The 17,729-nt window shown below is 65.0% G+C and carries 16 protein-coding genes and 1 pseudogene; 6 read left to right on the top strand and 11 right to left on the bottom strand.

From position 1 onward, the window contains the following. Positions 1-22 precede the first annotated feature (22 nt). Positions 23-3,355 (bottom strand): carbamoyl-phosphate synthase large subunit, encoded by a 3,333-nt coding sequence (carB, locus tag GGR45_RS05275; RefSeq protein ID WP_175310857.1) that lies wholly within the window; start codon positions 3,353-3,355, stop codon positions 23-25. Between the two features lie 350 nt (positions 3,356-3,705). Continuing rightward, positions 3,706-4,890 (bottom strand): glutamine-hydrolyzing carbamoyl-phosphate synthase small subunit, encoded by a 1,185-nt coding sequence (carA, locus tag GGR45_RS05270; RefSeq protein ID WP_175310858.1) that lies wholly within the window; start codon positions 4,888-4,890, stop codon positions 3,706-3,708. 141 nt (positions 4,891-5,031) lie between these two features. On the opposite strand from carA, the gene GGR45_RS05265 reads away from it, so the two are divergent. The 4 genes from GGR45_RS05265 to rpoD all read left to right on the top strand — a co-directional run bounded on the left by GGR45_RS05265 (position 5,032) and on the right by rpoD (position 10,211). Continuing rightward, entirely contained in the window at positions 5,032-5,484 is a 453-nt protein-coding gene (locus tag GGR45_RS05265; RefSeq protein WP_175310859.1) for a GatB/YqeY domain-containing protein, read from the top strand. Positions 5,485-5,497: 13 nt separating this feature from the next. Next, positions 5,498-6,067, top strand: a complete 570-nt coding sequence (locus GGR45_RS19890; protein WP_336621500.1) for an endonuclease domain-containing protein — start codon at positions 5,498-5,500, stop codon at positions 6,065-6,067. Positions 6,068-6,193: 126 nt separating this feature from the next. Further along, complete coding sequence (gene dnaG, locus GGR45_RS05255; RefSeq protein WP_175310861.1) at positions 6,194-8,041, top strand: DNA primase; 1,848 nt, start codon at positions 6,194-6,196, stop codon at positions 8,039-8,041. A 142-nt stretch (positions 8,042-8,183) separates the two neighbouring features. Further along, complete coding sequence (gene rpoD / locus GGR45_RS05250) at positions 8,184-10,211, top strand: RNA polymerase sigma factor RpoD (protein ID WP_175310862.1); 2,028 nt, start codon at positions 8,184-8,186, stop codon at positions 10,209-10,211. Between the two features lie 64 nt (positions 10,212-10,275). Here rpoD and GGR45_RS05245 read toward each other — a convergent pair whose 3' ends face one another. Further along, positions 10,276-11,268 carry a TonB family protein gene (locus tag GGR45_RS05245; RefSeq protein ID WP_175310863.1) on the bottom strand — a complete coding sequence of 331 codons (993 nt, stop codon included), beginning with the start codon at positions 11,266-11,268 and terminating at the stop codon, positions 10,276-10,278. Between the two features lie 134 nt (positions 11,269-11,402). Here GGR45_RS05245 and GGR45_RS05240 point away from each other — a divergent pair, with 134 nt between their 5' ends. Next, entirely contained in the window at positions 11,403-12,044 is a 642-nt protein-coding gene (locus GGR45_RS05240; protein WP_175310864.1) for a peptidylprolyl isomerase, read from the top strand. Positions 12,045-12,246: 202 nt separating this feature from the next. Here GGR45_RS05240 and rplS read toward each other — a convergent pair whose 3' ends face one another. The 4 genes and pseudogenes from rplS to GGR45_RS05220 form a co-directional block, all read right to left on the bottom strand. Further along, positions 12,247-12,639: a 50S ribosomal protein L19 gene (gene rplS / locus GGR45_RS05235; protein WP_175310865.1), complete on the bottom strand. Its 393-nt coding sequence runs from the start codon at positions 12,637-12,639 to the stop codon at positions 12,247-12,249. Next, a pseudogene (gene trmD / locus GGR45_RS05230) lies at positions 12,636-13,369 on the bottom strand (tRNA (guanosine(37)-N1)-methyltransferase TrmD). Before trmD ends, rplS begins: the two are co-directional and overlap by 4 nt. Next, positions 13,366-13,740, bottom strand: a complete 375-nt coding sequence (locus tag GGR45_RS05225) for a type II toxin-antitoxin system VapC family toxin (protein ID WP_175310867.1) — start codon at positions 13,738-13,740, stop codon at positions 13,366-13,368. Before GGR45_RS05225 ends, trmD begins: the two are co-directional and overlap by 4 nt. A gap of 4 nt (positions 13,741-13,744) precedes the next feature. Further along, entirely contained in the window at positions 13,745-14,017 is a 273-nt protein-coding gene (locus tag GGR45_RS05220) for an AbrB/MazE/SpoVT family DNA-binding domain-containing protein (RefSeq protein ID WP_175310868.1), read from the bottom strand. An 85-nt stretch (positions 14,018-14,102) separates the two neighbouring features. Here GGR45_RS05220 and GGR45_RS05215 point away from each other — a divergent pair, with 85 nt between their 5' ends. Then, positions 14,103-15,011, top strand: coding sequence for an NAD(P)/FAD-dependent oxidoreductase (locus GGR45_RS05215; protein WP_175310927.1), 909 nt, complete (start codon positions 14,103-14,105; stop codon positions 15,009-15,011). Here the strand turns inward: GGR45_RS05215 and rimM are convergent. The 4 genes from rimM to ffh all read right to left on the bottom strand — a co-directional run bounded on the left by rimM (position 15,001) and on the right by ffh (position 17,681). Further along, complete coding sequence (gene rimM, locus GGR45_RS05210; RefSeq protein WP_175310869.1) at positions 15,001-15,495, bottom strand: ribosome maturation factor RimM; 495 nt, start codon at positions 15,493-15,495, stop codon at positions 15,001-15,003. The genes GGR45_RS05215 and rimM overlap by 11 nt on opposite strands. Then, a complete protein-coding gene (locus tag GGR45_RS05205; protein WP_175310870.1) occupies positions 15,467-15,607 on the bottom strand; it encodes a hypothetical protein in 141 nt (46 codons plus the stop codon). The genes rimM and GGR45_RS05205 overlap by 29 nt, the downstream gene beginning before the upstream one ends. 106 nt (positions 15,608-15,713) lie before the next feature. Then, on the bottom strand, positions 15,714-16,100 hold the full coding sequence (rpsP, locus tag GGR45_RS05200) for a 30S ribosomal protein S16 (protein ID WP_007404083.1): 387 nt from the start codon (positions 16,098-16,100) through the stop codon (positions 15,714-15,716). 57 nt (positions 16,101-16,157) lie between these two features. Further along, on the bottom strand, positions 16,158-17,681 hold the full coding sequence (gene ffh / locus GGR45_RS05195; protein ID WP_175310871.1) for a signal recognition particle protein: 1,524 nt from the start codon (positions 17,679-17,681) through the stop codon (positions 16,158-16,160). Positions 17,682-17,729: the final 48 nt, after the last annotated feature.

Below are 17,729 nucleotides of genomic sequence, written 5' to 3'. Positions count from 1 at the left end.
ACATCATGTTCTCATGTCGGGATCAGTTGTGCGAACGCGAATAGTAGGATTGCAGGGGACGTACTTCAAGACCACGGGTGCCGGATGCGGCAATCGCCTTCGCCGCCTCGATGCTGGCAGGCGCCGTGGTGAAGTACGGAATCTTCTGGCCCAACGCGGCTTCGCGGATCGGCTTGGAGTCCTTCAGGCTCTGCCACCCTTCCGTCGTGTTGAAGATCAGGGTGATGCCGCCGTCCTTGATCCGGTCGACGATATGCGGCCGCCCTTGTGCCACCTTGTTGATCTTCTCGACCGTCACGCCTGCGCGGTCGAGATAATCGGCGGTGCCCCCCGTAGCGACGATCGCAAAGCCCGCCTCCGCCAGCATCCGGGCGGCGGGAACGATCTGTTCCTTGTCGCTGTCCTTCACGCTGATGAAGACCGCGCCCTCGGTCGGCAGGACGGTGCCCGCCCCAAGCTGCGACTTGGCGAAGGCGGTGGTGAAGTCGGGGTCGATCCCCATAACCTCACCCGTCGACTTCATTTCGGGCGACAGCACCGGATCGACGCCGGGGAAGCGCGCGAAGGGGAAGACCGCTTCCTTGACCGCATAATAATCGATGTGACGGTCGATCTGCGGCAGGTCGGCCAGCTTTTCCCCCGCCATGACGCGCGCGGCGATCTTGGCGATGGGGGTGCCGATCGCCTTGGCGACGAAGGGCACGGTGCGGCTGGCGCGCGGGTTGACCTCGATCAGATAGACCAGCCCGTCCTTCACCGCGAACTGGATGTTCATCAGGCCGCGCACGTTCAGCCCGCGCGCCAGCGCCTCGGTCTGACGCTCGATCTCGGCGATGATCTCCGCCGACAGGCTGTAGGGCGGCAGCGAGCAAGCCGAGTCGCCCGAATGGACGCCCGCTTCCTCGATATGCTGGAGCACACCCGCCACGACGACCTGATCGCCGTCGCAGATCGCGTCCACGTCCACCTCGATCGCGTCGCGTAAGTACTGGTCGATCAGCACCGGCGCGTCGCCAGACACCTGCACCGCCGTCTGGATATAATCCTCCAGCTGTTGCGGCCCGTCGACGATCTCCATGGCGCGGCCGCCCAGCACGAAGCTGGGACGCATCAGCACCGGATAGCCGACCCGCTCGGCGACGATCAGCGCTTCCTCGCGGCTGCGGGCGATGCCGTTCTTGGGCTGGAGCAGCTTCAGGCTGTCGACCAGCGCGGCGAACTGCTCGCGGTCCTCGGCCAGGTCGATCGCGTCGGGGCTGGTGCCCAGGATCGGGATACCCGCTGATTCCAGCGCGCGGGCGAGGTTCAGCGGGGTCTGCCCGCCGAACTGCACGATCACGCCGACCAGCTCTCCTCGCGACTTCTCGACGTCGAGGATCGCCAGCACGTCCTCGGCGGTCAGCGGCTCGAAATACAGCCGGTCCGAGGTGTCGTAGTCGGTGCTGACCGTTTCCGGGTTGCAGTTGACCATGATCGTCTCATAGCCCGCATCGGCCAGCGCGAAGCAGGCGTGGCAGCAGCAATAGTCGAACTCGATGCCCTGCCCGATACGGTTCGGACCGCCGCCCAGGATGACGATCTTCTTCCGGTCGCTGGGCACCGCCTCATCCTCGGGCTCGCCGAAGGTCGGGGCTTCGTAGGTCGAGTACATATAGGGCGTCTTGGCGTCGAACTCGGCGGCGCAGGTGTCGATCCGCTTGAAGACGGGCCGCACGCCCAGCTTCTGGCGATGCTCGCGCACCTCCTGCTCGGTCACGCCGCCGGTCATCATCTTGACGACCTCGTGGATCAGGCCCGAACCGCGCGCGATGCCGCGATCCATGCCGCGCAGATTGGCCGACTGGAGCGCCAGATAGGCGAGCCGCTTGTCGGAGAAGCCCATCGCCTTGAGGCGGCGCATACCGGCCGCGTCCTGCGGCAGGCCATTCTGCATGACCTCGGCCTCGGCCGCGACGATCTCGGCGATCCGTTCCAGGAACCAGGGATCGTATTTGGCGATCGCATGAACCTCGGCGACGGTGAAGCCTTCGCGCAGCGCCTGCGCCGCGACCAGCAGCCGGTCGGGGGTCGCGCGCGCCAGCGCCGCCTCGATCTCGGCACGCGGGGCGCCGATCAGATGCTCGACGTCGTTGAAACCGCTCAGGCCCGTCTCCAGACCACGCAGCGCCTTCTGCATGGATTCGTGGATGTTGCGGCCGATGGCCATCACCTCGCCGACCGACTTCATCGCGGTCGACAGCACCGGCTCCGAACCCTTGAACTTCTCGAAGGCGAAGCGCGGGATTTTCGTGACGACGTAATCGATCGTCGGCTCGAACGAAGCCGGAGTTGCCCCCGTAATGTCGTTCTCGATCTCATCGAGCGTATAGCCGACCGCCAGCTTGGCCGCGACCTTGGCGATCGGGAAGCCGGTCGCCTTCGACGCCAGCGCCGAGGAGCGCGATACGCGCGGGTTCATCTCGATGACGATCAGGCGGCCGTCCTTCGGGTTGACCGCGAACTGCACGTTCGAGCCGCCCGTCTCCACGCCGATCTCACGCAACACCGCCAAGCTGGCGTTGCGCATGATCTGATATTCCTTGTCGGTCAGGGTCAGCGCGGGCGCGACGGTGATCGAGTCGCCGGTATGGACACCCATCGGATCGATATTCTCGATCGAGCAGATGATGATGGAGTTGTCGTTGCGGTCGCGCACGACCTCCATCTCATATTCCTTCCAACCGAGGAGCGATTCCTCGATCAGCACCTCGGTCGTCGGCGAGGCATCGAGCCCGGCGCGGACGATCGCGATGAACTCCTCGCGGTTATACGCGACGCCGCCGCCGGTGCCGCCCAGCGTGAAGCTGGGGCGGATGATCGCGGGCAGGCCGACCTTCTCCAGCCCCTCCAGCGCTTCCTTCTCGGAATGCGCGATGGCCGAGCGGGCCGACTCCAGCCCGATCTTCTCCATCGCGACCTTGAACTTCTGACGGTCCTCGGCCTTGTCGATCGCCTCGGCATCGGCGCCGATCATCTGGACGCCGAACTTCTCCAGCGTGCCGTCATGGAACAGCGCCAGCGCGGTGTTCAGCGCGGTCTGGCCGCCCATGGTCGGCAGGACCGCGTCGGGGCGCTCCTTCTCGATGATCTTGGCGACGACCGCGGGCGTGATCGGCTCGACATAGGTCGCGTCCGCCAGCTCAGGGTCCGTCATGATCGTCGCCGGGTTCGAATTGACCAGGACGATGCGATAGCCCTCTTCCTTCAGGGCCTTGATCGCCTGCGTGCCCGAATAGTCGAACTCGCACGCCTGACCGATGACGATCGGACCAGCGCCGATGACGAGGATGGAGGAGATGTCGGTGCGTTTTGGCATTGGGCGATGACCATTTAAAAGGAATGCAGGATAAGGGCTGTCGTCACAGTGCTAGGTGTCGGGAAACTGCTCACCCAGATAATCGTATCGATAGCCGCGAAGTGCGTCCGTCAGGCAGGCTCGGCTTTTTCCGTCGTCCGAGCGGACCTCCCCGGCAGGGCCAAGGATTTTATAGGTCGCGTAAGGAATTCGGCCCTTCCGCCTGCGGGAAACATGGGTCGTGACGACCCCACATTTTGCAGCGGCACGGGCGAATACCTTCGGAGTAAGAAATGGCACTCCCCCTGATTGCCCAGCACATCCAGCCAGCATGGCAGATGCGATCAAGACGAAGGAGGAAGCCGCGAACCTCATTTCCGAAGCGACCCCACGAACCGCTCGAACAGATAGAAGCTGTCCTGCGGCCCCGGCGAGGCTTCGGGGTGGTACTGGACCGAGAAGGCCGGGCGGTCGGTCAGTTCCAGACCCGCATTCGACCCGTCGAACAGCGACACATGCGTCTCGCGCGCGTTGGCGGGGAGCGTCTCGCGCTCGACCGCGAAGCCGTGGTTCATGCTGGTGATCTCGACCAAACCGTCCGCCAGGCGCTTGACCGGGTGGTTCGCGCCGCGATGGCCCTGGTGCATCTTGGTGGTCTTGGCGCCGACCGCCAGACCGAGCAACTGGTGGCCCAGACAGATGCCGAACAGCGGCTTGCCGGTGTCGAGCAGCTGGCGGATCACCGGCACCGCATATTCGCCCGTCGCCGCCGGATCGCCGGGGCCGTTGGACAGGAAGATGCCGTCCGGGTTCAGCGCCATCACATCCTCATAGGACGCGGTGGCGGGGACCACCGACACCTTCGCGCCGGCCTGAACCAGGTTGCGGAAGATGTTGTGCTTGCTGCCATAATCGATCGCGACGACGTGCGGGCGATCCGCGCCCTCGGCTCCGGCATAGCCGAAGCCCAGCCGCCACAACCCGCCCTCGCGCGTCTCGCCCCAGCCATAATGCAGCTCGGTCGACACGTCCTTGGCGAGGTCCATGCCCTCCAGCCCCGGCCAGGCGCGCGCCTTTTCGAGGAGTGCGGCGATGTCGAACTCGCCCGAAGCAGAATGCGCGATCACGCCGTTCGGCGCACCGCCAGCGCGGATGCGGCGGGTCAGCGCGCGGGTATCGATGCCCGCCAGGCCGATGCGGTTGTGCCGCGCCATCCACCCGGCGAGATTCTCCATCGCGCGGAAATTGGACGGGGCGGTCGGGTCCTCACGGACGATCATGCCCAGCGCGTGCGGCGCGTCCGCCTCGATATCGTCGGGGTTCGCGCCGACATTGCCGATATGCGGGAAGGTGAAGGTGATGATCTGCCCGGCGAAGGACGGGTCGGTCATGATCTCCTGATAGCCGGTCATCGCGGTGTGGAAGCACACCTCTCCGACGGCATCACCCTCGACGCCGAAACCGCGCCCCCACAACACGTCTCCGTTCGCCAGAACGAGAACACCCGTGGCGCCCTCAGGCTTTTCGGGCATGGCGAATGGCTTGGCGTCGGCCATGATCGGCGGGCACTCCTGCTTAAAATGTCTGCAATGTCGCTAAGTGGCGTCCGCTAGACCCCAAGCGCCGTCGCGTCAACCGGTTCACGGAAATGCTTCCATGGGCTATCCTCCCCGCCTTTCAGACAAGACGGACAAGACATGATTCGCGACGACATCAAGGCCGCGCAGGTGGCCGCCATGAAAGCGGGCGACAAGGAAAGCCGCGCGGCGATCAGCCTGATCCAGGCCGCCATCAAGAACCGCGACATCGAACTCCGCACCGGCCAGGCCCCCGCCGATGACGACATGGTCGTGATCGAAGTGCTGCAGAAGATGGTCAAGCAACGCCGCGAATCGATCGCCATGTACGAACAGGGCGGCCGTCAGGAACTCGCCGACGCCGAAAAGGCCGAGGTCGCGGTGATCGAGCGCTTCCTGCCGCAGACGCTGAGCGAGGATGAGACTAGGTCCGCGATCGAGGCGATCAAGGCGGAGATCGGGGCGAGCGGCATGAAGGACATGGGCCGGGTCATGGCCGAGCTGAAGGCGCGGCATGCGGCGGTGCTGGATATGAGCAAGGCGAGCGGGCTGGTGAAGGCTTCGCTGGCGTAGTTGCTGTTGGGGAGTGGGGCTGGTGGATCGTTCTGATCGCGAGCGTGGTCCCCTCCCCCAACCCCTCCCGCCTGCGGGAGGGGAGCTCGGCACGCCCGGTGGAGAGGGATGCCCTCCGCCAAGAGCGCATCCCCTCCCGCAAGCGGGAGGGGACCGAGGGGAGGGCTCCCGGCCTTTCCGCGAAGACCGCCCGACGAGGAAAGCGCGGGAACTGCGCCTCAATCCGACCGATGCCGAGCGGCGATTGTGGCGAGCCTTATCGAGACGCCAAGTCGCAGGCGTCCGCTTCAACCGGCAGGTCCCGGTCGGCCCGTACATCGCGGATTTCGCCGCCAGGTCGGAAAAGCTGATCGTCGAGGTTGATGGCGGACAACATGACGAACGCGCTGCCTATGACGAAGCCCGAACCCGCTACCTCGAAGCGCAGGGCTGGCGCGTCATCCGCTTCTGGAACAACGACGTCCTGCGCAATTTGGAAGGCGTCGTCCACACTATCGAGCGAACACTCGCGGAGAAGCCCTCCCCTCAATCCCCTCCCGCCTGCGGGAGGGGAAGCGCTTTAGGCAACGGCAATCCTGATTAACTCCCCTCCCGCAGGCGGGAGGGGCTGGGGGGAGGGAAAGCCCCGCACGTTCGAGAGCCGCGAAACCACCCCAGACCCTTGCCAAAACACCCCTTCCCCGCTACACATTATAATCGCGAGGACGCCATGAGCCTGACCCCGCAATTCCTTGACGAGCTTCGCGCTCGCACCAGTCTGTCGGCGTTGATCGGCAAGACGGTGAAGCTGCAAAAGGCGGGGCGGGAATATAAGGGCTGCTGCCCTTTCCATAACGAAAAGACGCCCAGCTTCTACGTCAACGACGACAAGGGCTTTTACCATTGCTTCGGCTGTTCGGCGCATGGCGATGCCATTCGCTGGATGACCGATCAGCGTGGCCTGCCCTTCATCGACGCGGTCAAGGAACTGGCGCAGGTCGCCGGGCTCGACATGCCCGAGCAGGACCGCCGCGCCGCGCAGAAGGCGGAGCGCGCCAAGGGGCTGCACGATGCGATGGCCGATGCCGCGTCGTGGTTTTCCGAGCAACTGGGCGGCCTGTCGGGCGGCGACGCGCGCGAACTGCTGACCCGCCGCCGGGTCACGCCGGAGACGGCGCGCGCCTTCGGCCTGGGCTTCGCGCCTGACAGTCGGGGTAAGCTCAAGGCGGCGCTCAAGGACTATGGCGACCCGGCGCTGATCGAGTGCGGGCTGCTGATCAAGGTCGACGGAAAAGACCCGTATGACCGTTTCCGCGGCCGGGTGATGATCCCGATCCGCGACGCGCGCGGGCGGGTGATCGCGTTCGGCGGACGGATCATCGGCGAGGGCGAGCCGAAATATCTCAACTCGCCCGACACCCCGCTCTTCGACAAGGGCCGCACGCTCTACAATCTCGACCGTGCCGCGCCCGCCGTGCGCAAGTCCGGCCGCGTGCTGGTGGTCGAAGGTTATATGGACGTGATCGCCCTCGCCCAGGCCGGGATCGAGGAAGCGGTCGCGCCGCTCGGCACCGCGCTGACCGAGCATCAGCTGGAACGGCTATGGCGTATGGTCGACGTGCCCACGCTCTGCTTCGACGGCGATGCGGCGGGGCAGAAGGCCGCGATCCGCGCCGCCCACCGCGCGCTGCCGTTGCTCCAGCCGGGCAAGAGCCTGTCCTTCGTCACCCTGCCGCAAGGCCAGGACCCCGACGATCTGGTCCAGGAAAAGGGCGCGGCCGGGTTCGAGGCGGTGCTGACCCGCGCGACGCCGCTCAGCGATCTGCTCTGGCAGTCGGAGATCGCGCAGGCGCAGACCGACACGCCCGAGGGCCGCGCCGCGCTGAAACAGCGGCTGGAGGAACTGGCGCAGCAGATCCCGCACAAGGATCTGGCCTACGAGTATAAGCGCGCGATGATGTCGCGCTATTTCGACATCTTCGGCATCCGCCGGGTCAATGCGGCGGCGGTGCATCAGGCGGTGGCCGAGGCCAATCGCCATGTCGGGCGCGGCGTCGAATACAGCCTGAAGCGCGCGGTGCTGCTCGGCCTCATGCGCTATCCACATGTCCTGTGCCGCTATATGGACGAGATCAGCCGGTTGGACATGGGCGACCGCTATCTCAACGACTGGCGGCATCACCTGCTCGACGCGGCGGTCAACGACCCGCATCTGTCGCGGAAAGACGCGGCCGAGGCGGAAAGCCTGATCGAACAGATCATGGCGACCACCGACGTTCACCCGATCGACGCGCGCGACTATACCCGCGACCTGGCGTTCAGCTTCTTCAGCAAGGCCAGCGACCCGGCCATCGCGGTCCGCGACCTGGAAAAGATCATCGAGGTCATGCTGGAAGAGAGCGAGACGCGTGCCAATCGCGAACGCGCGGTGCAGGCGTTCCAGAGCGACATGACCGAGGACCGCTTCGCCGAGCAGACGCGATGCCATGCGGCGCACGCGCACTCGCGCGACGAGCTGTATCGGTGGCTGGAGGCGGCACGCGATCTGGCGGACAAGCAAGCCGGGGAGGCCGCTTGATCCCGGCACCCCCGCGCCCCATATCCGGGGCATATTGGGCGACCCACGCCCACACTGGAAAATTACGCATGGCCCCCTCACCCGCTTGCATGAACGGCGAGCGGTGTGACAGAGGCCGGGCACGGAACCCTGAGGGCATTTGATGGCGAAGGCGAATATGGCGGCGGATACGACCGATACCACGGAAACGGGCGATGCGCCGCTGATCGACCTGAACGAAGCGTCGATCAAGAAGTTGATCGCCCGCGCCAAGAAGCGCGGCTACATCACCTATGACCAGCTGAACGAAGCGCTGCCGCAGGACCAGATGTCCTCCGACCAGCTCGAGGATATCATGGCCGCCCTCAACGAGATGGGCGTCAATATCGTCGAGAATGAGGAGCAGGGCGAGGACGGCGAGTCCGAGGAAGAGGCCGACGACGCCGATGCCACGGATACCGATGGTGATTCCGGCCCCCAGCCCGAGGCCAAGAAGAAGGAAACCGTTGATCGCACCGACGATCCGGTCCGCATGTACCTGCGCGAGATGGGTGCGGTCGAACTGCTGAGCCGTGAGGGCGAGATCGCCATCGCCAAGCGGATCGAGGCGGGTCGCGACACGATGATCCTGGGGCTGTGCGAAAGCCCGATCACCTTCAACGCGATCATCGACTGGTCGACCGCGCTCAACGAAGGCACGATGCAGCTGCGCGAGATCCTCGATCTCGACGCCATGCTGTCCAAGGACGCCGGCCCGGAAAATCTGGGCGAGGAGGACGAGGACGACAATGGCGAGATCAGCGCCAAGAACGCCGGTCCTCAGTTCAAGGAAGAAGAAGAGCCCGAGGAACCCTCGGTCGATGACGAGGATGGCGAAGGCGGCGAACGCCGTGGCCCACGCGCCGAGGACGAGGAAGAGGACAACACCCTTAGCCTCGCCCAGATGGAGGAGACTCTCAAGCCGCAAGCGCTGGAGAAGTTCGCCAACATCACCAGCATCTACAAGAAGTTCTCGAAGATCCAGCAGCAGCGCCTGGAGTCCATGGCACTGGGCGGCGAGCTGTCGGCGGCCGAGGAGCGCAAGTACCACAAGCTGCGCGAAGAGCTGACCGCCGAGGTCGAGAGCGTCCAGTTCCATAATGCCAAGATCGAGTTCCTGGTCGATCAGCTCTATGCCTATAACCGCCGCCTGACCGCGCTGGGCGGTCAGATGCTGCGCCTGGCCGAGCGGCACAAGGTCAACCGCAAGGACTTCCTCGACCGCTATCTGGGTCACGAGCTGGACGAGAACTGGCTGGATACGGTTCGCGGCGTCGACAAGAAGTGGGGCAACTTCGCCACCAACGAAGCCGCCACCGTTGACCGCATCCGCAGCGAGATCGCCGAGATTTCGCAGCAGACCGGCATGGCGCTGACCGAATTCCGCCGCATCGTGAACATGGTGCAGAAGGGCGAGCGCGAGGCGCGCATCGCCAAGAAGGAAATGGTCGAGGCGAACCTGCGCCTCGTCATCTCGATCGCCAAGAAATACACCAATCGCGGCCTGCAGTTCCTGGACCTGATCCAGGAAGGCAATATCGGTCTGATGAAGGCGGTCGATAAGTTCGAATATCGCCGCGGCTACAAATTCTCGACCTATGCGACCTGGTGGATTCGTCAGGCGATCACCCGCTCGATCGCCGACCAGGCGCGGACCATCCGCATCCCGGTCCACATGATCGAGACGATCAACAAGCTGGTCCGCACCAGCCGCCAGTTCCTGCACGAGCAGGGCCGCGAGCCGACCCCGGAAGAGATGGCCGAGCGCCTCTCCATGCCGCTGGAGAAGGTGCGCAAGGTGATGAAGATCGCCAAGGAGCCGATCTCCCTCGAAACGCCGATCGGCGACGAGGAAGACAGCCATCTGGGCGACTTCATCGAGGACAAGAACGCGGTCATCCCGGTGGACGCGGCGATCCAGGCGAATTTGAAGGAAACGGTCACCCGTGTTCTCGCCTCGCTGACGCCGCGCGAAGAGCGCGTGCTGCGCATGCGCTTCGGCATCGGCATGAACACCGACCACACGCTGGAAGAGGTCGGCCAGCAGTTCAGCGTGACCCGCGAACGCATCCGCCAGATCGAAGCCAAGGCGCTCCGCAAGCTGAAGCACCCCAGCCGCAGCCGCAAGATGCGCAGCTTCCTCGACCAGTAAGGTCTGGGTCTGGGTTTATGAAAAGGGCCGCCGGTCGAAGGATCGGCGGCCCTTTTCCATTGTCCTAGAGGTGCGTCGTCAGCAGCCTAGCCGGTCGAGCCTTGCCGGTGACGGGGATCGGCTTGACCATGGGACAGATCGACAGTGGAATATGGTCCTGCGCCAGCTTTAGGCATAGTGCGGCTTTCAGCTTGGCCTGTGACGCCACGCCCATGTCATGCGCCTCCGCCATCGTGGTCTGGAGGAAGTCCATCCCCAGCTCGGTCCACTTGGCCACCGCAGGATGCTCGGCCATCGCTCGTCCGAAGGCCTGTCGATCTTCGGCGGTCAAAGGGGCCATGTGATGGATTTGCTTATAGCCGACGCCTGACTGAAAAAATGCCGTCAGTTCACGGATTTCGCCGTCGTTCAGGCGAGCTGCATAGAAGCGCAGCACGCGGTCATGGGCCATCCGTAGATTTTGCTGCCAGACGATGTCGAAAGCCGCCGCCAGGTCCGCCTTGGCCAAGGTCTGACTTCGCGGAGGGAGGCGAGCGAAACGCGCAGCAAATGCGTTTTTCGCAGTGGAACGCCAAAAGCCTTCCATCTTGGCCTCGTTGTCAGAACCCATACCGCGGACCAGCGGCTCGGCGAGACGGAGCCGGTCGGGCGTAACGGGCTGGTCCGCTGGCAGCGGCGATATTGGCGACGTATCAACCGGAATCTGCCACCGGAAGCTCATGACCGACGTTGTGGCAGCGATCGCCTGCCCCGCGACATCACGCGCCGGTCGAAAATGCGCGCGCTGGGTTAGGATCGTACAGGTTCGCGCATCGAGCAGGGGATGGCTGCTGCTGTTCGTGACATGACACCCCGTAACCATGCCACTCGCATCGACATCGAGTTGGACCGACACCCGCCCCTCTTCTCCGGCACGCATGGACGCAGGCGGATAGTCATCTGGATGCACCCAGTCCGTCACCGTTCCATCGGGCACGGGCGGGGTGGCGACCGTTTGAGCTGCCGACGGCAGTGCCAGCAAGAATGAAGAGGCAACCCCCATGACAACCGAGCGCATCGCTTCACCCCCCGCGGAATGTCAGACACGGACCTTAGCATCCGGCCGTAACGGCGCACTGACCATCGGGTGACATCGCGGTCAGATACTCGCCCCCCTCCACAAGACGGGGAGAAGGCGGTAATCGGGGCGCCATGAAGTATGCGTTGCCGTTTCTCGCCCTGCTGACCGCCGCCGCTCCGGCGAACCAGAATGTCCCCCGCCCCGGCTATGTCCGGGTGCAGCTCAATACGTCAGAGGGGCCGATCGTCGTGGCGCTCGACACGCGCCATGCGCCCGCGACGAGCAAGAACTTCCTCGCCTATGTCGATGACGGCCGGTTCGACGGCACCAGCTTCTATCGCGCGGCTCGCGACAAGCGCGACCCCAAAAAGGGCTTCGTCCAAGGCGGCATACGCACCGATGCGCGCCGCATCCTGCCCCCCTTCCCGCTGGAGACAACGGCCAGGACCGGGATCAAGCATCTCGACGCGACCATTTCGATGGCGCGGGGAACGACGCCGTCCTCGGCGGGCGGCAATTTCTTCATCACCGTCGGCCCGACGCCCGGCATGGACGCGCGACCCGGCTATGACGGCTATGCCGCGTTCGGGCGGATCGTCGCGGGCATGGACACGGTGAAGAAGATCCTCGCCAAGCCCTCGGGCGGCGGACAGGACGCGATGAAGGGGCAGATGATCCTGAAACCCGTCACGCTGATCTCCGCCAAGCGACTGGACGGCAAGCCGCAGCCGACCAAGGAGCCCCGCATGTGGCTGTATAATTTCGGGGGTTGAGCACCACCCGCCGTCCGGCCTGAGCGAAGTCGGAAGCCAAGGGATTGCCTATCCGATTGACGTCCGGCCCGCTTCTGCTTGCTGTTGGGGCGTGGCCTTCGGAACGGACGTAGGCGGGAGTACGCCAAAGAAAAAGGGCAGCGGCACCGCTTGGTGCCACCGCCCCTTCCCTATCGAACCGCTAGAGGGTCCGCCGCGCCGATTACTCGGCGGCTGCGGTGCCCTTGGCCGGACGCGTGTCGCGACGCTCTGCGATACGCGCCGACTTGCCGGTGCGGCCACGCAGATAGTACAGCTTCGCTCGACGCACTGCGCCCTTGCGGACGACATCGATCGAGTCGACGTTCGGCGAGTAGAGCGGGAAGACGCGCTCCACGCCCTCACCGAAGGAGATCTTGCGGACGGTGAACGACGAGCCCATGCCCTTGTTCGAGCGGGCGATGCAGACGCCCTCATAGAACTGGACGCGGGTACGCTCGCCTTCGACGACCTTCACACCGACCTTCAGCGTATCGCCGGGGCGGAATTCGGGGATCTTCTTCGTCTCGTTGAACTTGGCGATCTGCTCAGCTTCGATCTGCTGGATCACGTTCATGATGCATTCCTCAATCGTCGCCGCGCGCCAGAGGGCGACCGACCCGAACGCCCTCATGACGTTCCCAAAGGTCCGGCCGCCTTGACCGTGTATCCTCGCAAGCCCTAGCATGACGCCAGGCCGCGATTTTCGCATGATCCCCCGATCGCAGCACTTCAGGGATCGTGCGCCCTTCCCACTCCGCAGGTCGGGCATATTGCGGATATTCGAGGAGGCCGCTTTCGAAGCTTTCCTCGACTCCACTGGAAGCCGCGCCCATTACGCCGGGAAGCAACCGAACGCAAGCGTCGAGCAGCACGAGCGCCCCCATCTCGCCGCCCGACAGGATATAGTCGCCGATCGACACCTGCTCGATGCCGCGCGCCTCGAACAGGCGCTCGTCGAAACCCTCGAAGCGGCCGCACAGCACGGTGACGCCCGGCCCCGCCGCCAGTTCGCGGACGCGTGGCTGGGTGAGTGGGCGCCCGCGCGGCGTCATGGCCAGCACGGGTCGGTCGTCGGCGACCGAGTCCACCGCCGCCGCCAGCACATCGGCGCGCAGCACCATGCCCGCGCCGCCGCCTGCGGGCGTATCGTCGACCGAACGATGCTTGTCGGTCGCGAAGTCGCGGATCTGAACGGCTTCCAGCGCCCAGCGATCCTCGCGCAGCGCCCGCCCCGCCAGCGAATGGCCCAGGGGTCCGGGAAACATCTCCGGGTAGAGCGTCAATATCGTCGCGCGAAAGGTCACAGCGTCCAGTTCTCGATGGTCAGGCCGGGGATGTCGACAAAGTCGGCCTCGTTATTGGTGATGACGGTGCCGCCCAGACTGAGCGCATGGGCAGCGAGCAGCCGGTCGAACCGTCCCCGCCGAAAAGGAAGGGTCGCATAGCAGCGCGCCGCTGCTTCGTCGAACGGAAGGATCGGCATCTGCTTGGCGAGTTGCTCCAACTGGCGCTCCAGAGGCGGTTTGCCGTGGCGGACACCCAGAGCCAGCTCAGCAAAAACGATGCTGGAGAGACCGATCTCACCTACTGGCGTTGCCGATACGCGGTCGAGCAACGCCGGATATTCACCCGCAAACAGGAATATGCAGCAGTTGGTGTCGATCAGATAACGCACCGGCCTACGCGTCCTTTCCGTTCAGCAGGTGCCATGGCCGCTCAGGATCGTCGAACTCACGCTCATCCCGTTCGATCGGTTTCAGCCACGGCATCGACCCGGCGATACCCGTCAGGTCGATCGTCTTGCGCAGCGCTTGCACGGGCTCGAACACATAGCGCCCTTGCTCTTCCCGAAGCGTCATCTCGGTTCCTTCCACCAGCCCCAGCGCTGCGGGCAAACGCAGCGCCAGCGAATTGCCCGAGCGGAAGACTTTCGCCTGATAGTCCTTGCCCATATCACCTCCGTATATACGCCGTGTATATACATGGTCCTTGGAGAAACGCCAAGGAACGTTGCGAGCGCTCGCGCTTTGCCCCGCCATGGACGATTGCATCATCATCGGCGCGGGGCCGGCGGGACTGACAGCGGCGATCTATCTCGCCCGCTATCACCTGCGTATCCATATGTTCGATAGCGGGGCGAGCCGTGCCGCGATGATCCCGTGCACGCATAATCATGCCGGTTTCCCGGAAGGGATCAGTGGCAAGGCGCTGCTCGCCCGGATGCATGACCAAGCGCAGCGCTATGGCGCACATTGCACGCCGCACCGGGTCACGGCGATCCGGCCCGACGATGGGCATTTCCGGGTCCTGACCGATGAAGGCGCGTACCCCACCCGCACCGTTCTGCTGGCGACGGGCGTGGTCAATCATCGGCCCAGGCACCTGTTGCCCGAGGTGCACGATCCGGCGCTGGAGCGCGGCCTCATCCGCTATTGCCCGGTCTGTGACGGCTATGAGGTTACCGACAAGCGCGTCGGCGTGATCGGCACCAGCGACCATGGCATGCGCGAGGCGCTGTTTCTGCGCGGCTTTACCCGCGACGTGACGCTGATTGCCCCCGATGCCGGGCATGATCTCGATCCCGAATGCGCGAAGGCCTTGGACGATGCGGGGGTGAAGCGCGTCGATGGCCCCTGCGGCGGCTGGGCGATCGAAGGGGATCGGATCGCGCTCGATACGGCAAGCGGGCGGATGGACTTTGACAGCGTCTATCCGGCGATGGGCTCCCGCATCCGGTCCGAACTGGCGGTATCGGCGGGTGCGAAGGCCGATCCGAGCGGTTGCCTGGAGGTGGACGACCACCAGCGGACCTCAGTTCCCGGCCTGTTCGCGGCGGGTGATGTGGTGAAGGGGCTGGATCAGATCAGCCACGCCATGGGCGAGGCAGGCGTCGCGGCCACGACGATCCGCAACTTGTTGAACGCGCAACGCCCGATCAGGCGATGAAAGCGCGCTCCACGATCAGGCGGTCCTGATTCCATTCGGGCACGGCCTGTGCATTCATCGGCACCATGAAGCGGCGGCCATCGGGGCGTTCGATCTCGAGCACGTCGCCCGCGCCGAAATTCTCGATCAGCGCGATATGGCCCAGTTCCTCGCCGTCACTGGCGATCGCGGACAGGCCAATAATGTCGGCATGATAATATTCGCCGTCCTCCAGCGGAGGCAGGGCAGAGCGCGCCACCGTCAGTTCCGTACCACGCAGCGCCTCGGCGGCGTTACGGTCAGTGACTTCGGCGAAACGCGCGATGACGCCGTTCGAGCCTTCGCGCGTCGATTTCAGCGTCAGCGCGCCGTCATTGAACGAGCGATAGTCCGACAGATCGTCGGCAAAGACCTTCAACCGGACCTCGCCCGCAATGCCGTGCGCGCCGACGATCACCGCCAGCGTGACGCGCGGCTCACCCTTGGGGCGATTCGCCGTCTCCATCGGGGGTGTCGTCGCCGCCTTCGACAGGCTCGGGGGCGGAGACGCCTTGGTTGGTCGCGTCGTCATGATCGTCAGGTGCGGTCCGGGGATCGGGTTCGGTCGGTGGGGTCATGCGCTTTCTCCTAAGCCATTGGCTTTGGAAAACGCACGACCCCGTATCCGGTGCCTTGCGCTGGCCCGATCGCGATCGACCGGGGCAGCGCAGAGCCGAAAGCCGATTAGGCTTCGGCGGTTTCTTCGGCCGGAGCGTTGGCGGCTTCCTGAGCGGCCTTCAGCTTCTCGGCACGCTCTTCAGCGCGCTCGGTGGCCTTTTCGCCGGGCTTCGCCTTGTTCGGGTTGTTGCGCGCGGCGCGCTCACGGACACCGGCGGCGTCCAGGAAGCGGGCGACGCGGTCGGTCGGCTGCGCGCCATTGGCCAGCCAGTGCTTCGCGCGCTCGGCGTCGAGCTGCACGCGCTGATCATTGTCCTTGGCGAGGAGCGGGTTGTAGTTGCCGATCTTCTCGATGAACTTGCCGTCGCGCGGCGCACGGGCGTCGGCCACCACGATGCGGTAGTAAGGGCGCTTCTTCGAGCCACCACGCGACAGACGAATGCTGAGAGCCATATTTCAGTCCTTGAGTTAACACGTTCGAATTCACCGGCATTCCGTCCGGCGCGGGGGTTATTTCTTCTTCAGGAGATTCTCGAAGCCGGGCGGCAGCTTGGGCATGCCCTCGGGCAGCTTGCCGCCGCCCGCACCCATGCCGCCGATGCCCGGCAGGCCGCCACCACCGCCCGCCTTGTTGAGCATATCGCCCATCTGCGGACCGCCCAGGGCGTTGCCCAGGCCGCCAAGGCCGCCCTTGCCGAGCATCGACATCATGCCCTTGATGCCGCCCATCTTCTTGATCTTCTTCATCGCCGTGGACATTTCCTGATGCATCTTCAGGAGCTTGTTCACGTCCTGCACCGTAGTGCCCGAACCCTTGGCGATGCGGATCTTGCGCTTGGCGTTGACCAGCTCGGGCTTGGTGCGCTCCTTGGGCGTCATCGAGGTGATGATCGCGTCCATGCGGAGCAGGATTTTGTCGCCGCCGGCATCGTTCAGCGCGTTCTGCGCCTTCTTCATGCCCGGCATCATGCCCGCCAGCGCGCCGAGGCCGCCCATGCGGCGCATCTGCTGAAGCTGGCCGCGCAGGTCGTTCATGTCGAACTGACCCTTGGCCATCTTCATGGCCATGCGCTCGGCGTCTTCCTGCTGGATCGTCTCGGCGGCGCGCTCGACCAACGACACGACGTCGCCCATGCCGAGGATGCGGCCCGCGACACGCTCCGGGTGGAAGGCTTCCAGCGCGTCCATCTTTTCGCCGACACCGGCGAACTTGATGGGCTTGCCAGTAACGGCACGCATCGACAGCGCCGCACCACCGCGCGCATCGCCGTCCATACGGGTCAGCACCACGCCGGTCAGCGGCACCTGCTCGGAGAAGCTGGTCGCGACGTTCACCGCGTCCTGGCCGGTCAGCGAGTCGACGACGAGCAGGATTTCCTGAGGCTGGGCGATTTCCGCCACCGCCTTCATCTCGTCCATCAGCGCCTGGTCGACGTGCAGACGACCGGCGGTGTCGAGCATCAGGACGTCATAGCCCTGGAGCTTGGCGGCCTGCAGCGCGCGCCGCGCGATCTCGACCGGCTGCTGACCCTGGATGATCGGCAGGGTCGCGACCTCGACCTGGGTGCCCAGCGTCGCCAACTGCTCCTGCGCGGCAGGGCGATTGACGTCGAGCGACGCCATCAGCACCTTCTTGCGCTCGCGACCCATCGCGCCGCCCGACAGCCGCTTGGCGATCTTGGCGGTGGTCGTGGTCTTGCCCGAGCCCTGAAGGCCGACCATCATCACGACCGCGGGCGGCGTCACGTCGAGCAGAAGCTCGCTGGCATCCGCGCCCAGCATCGCGATCAGCGCGTCATGGACGATCTTGACGACCTGCTGGCCTGGCGTGATCGAGCGCAGGACGTTCTGACCAATCGCCTGTTCGGTCACCTTGTCGACGAAATCGCGCGCCACGGGCAGCGCGACGTCGGCCTCCAACAGCGCCACGCGCACTTCGCGCATCGCGGTACGGACATCCGCCTCGGTCAGCGCGCCACGGCCGCGGAGGCGGTCGAAAACGCCGCCAAGCCGATCACTCAAGCTGTCGAACATCGCCTCACCTCGTTAAAACCTGACCCGAAGTCCGGTCCACAAACCCAT

Origin of the sequence: Sphingomonas zeae, from assembly GCF_014197135.1 — a bacterium.
Taxonomy (GTDB): Bacteria; Pseudomonadota; Alphaproteobacteria; order Sphingomonadales; family Sphingomonadaceae; genus Sphingomonas; species Sphingomonas zeae.
Note: the sequence above shows the minus strand (reverse complement) of the source record. Positions and strands in the feature narration are given on the sequence as shown.

Coding starts and splice junctions, on each gene's coding strand:
- GGR45_RS05265 (WP_175310859.1), top strand. CDS start 5,032: ATGATTCGCGACGACATCAAGGCCGCGCAGGTGGCCGCCATGAAAGCG.
- GGR45_RS05205 (WP_175310870.1), bottom strand. CDS start 15,607: ATGACCCCACCGACCGAACCCGATCCCCGGACCGCACCTGACGATCAT.
- dnaG (WP_175310861.1), top strand. CDS start 6,194: ATGAGCCTGACCCCGCAATTCCTTGACGAGCTTCGCGCTCGCACCAGT.
- carB (WP_175310857.1), bottom strand. CDS start 3,355: ATGCCAAAACGCACCGACATCTCCTCCATCCTCGTCATCGGCGCTGGT.
- rpoD (WP_175310862.1), top strand. CDS start 8,184: ATGGCGAAGGCGAATATGGCGGCGGATACGACCGATACCACGGAAACG.
- rpsP (WP_007404083.1), bottom strand. CDS start 16,100: ATGGCTCTCAGCATTCGTCTGTCGCGTGGTGGCTCGAAGAAGCGCCCT.
- rplS (WP_175310865.1), bottom strand. CDS start 12,639: ATGAACGTGATCCAGCAGATCGAAGCTGAGCAGATCGCCAAGTTCAAC.
- GGR45_RS05215 (WP_175310927.1), top strand. CDS start 14,103: ATGGACGATTGCATCATCATCGGCGCGGGGCCGGCGGGACTGACAGCG.
- ffh (WP_175310871.1), bottom strand. CDS start 17,681: ATGTTCGACAGCTTGAGTGATCGGCTTGGCGGCGTTTTCGACCGCCTC.
- GGR45_RS05245 (WP_175310863.1), bottom strand. CDS start 11,268: ATGCGCTCGGTTGTCATGGGGGTTGCCTCTTCATTCTTGCTGGCACTG.
- rimM (WP_175310869.1), bottom strand. CDS start 15,495: ATGGAGACGGCGAATCGCCCCAAGGGTGAGCCGCGCGTCACGCTGGCG.
- GGR45_RS05240 (WP_175310864.1), top strand. CDS start 11,403: ATGAAGTATGCGTTGCCGTTTCTCGCCCTGCTGACCGCCGCCGCTCCG.
- GGR45_RS05220 (WP_175310868.1), bottom strand. CDS start 14,017: ATGGGCAAGGACTATCAGGCGAAAGTCTTCCGCTCGGGCAATTCGCTG.
- carA (WP_175310858.1), bottom strand. CDS start 4,890: ATGGCCGACGCCAAGCCATTCGCCATGCCCGAAAAGCCTGAGGGCGCC.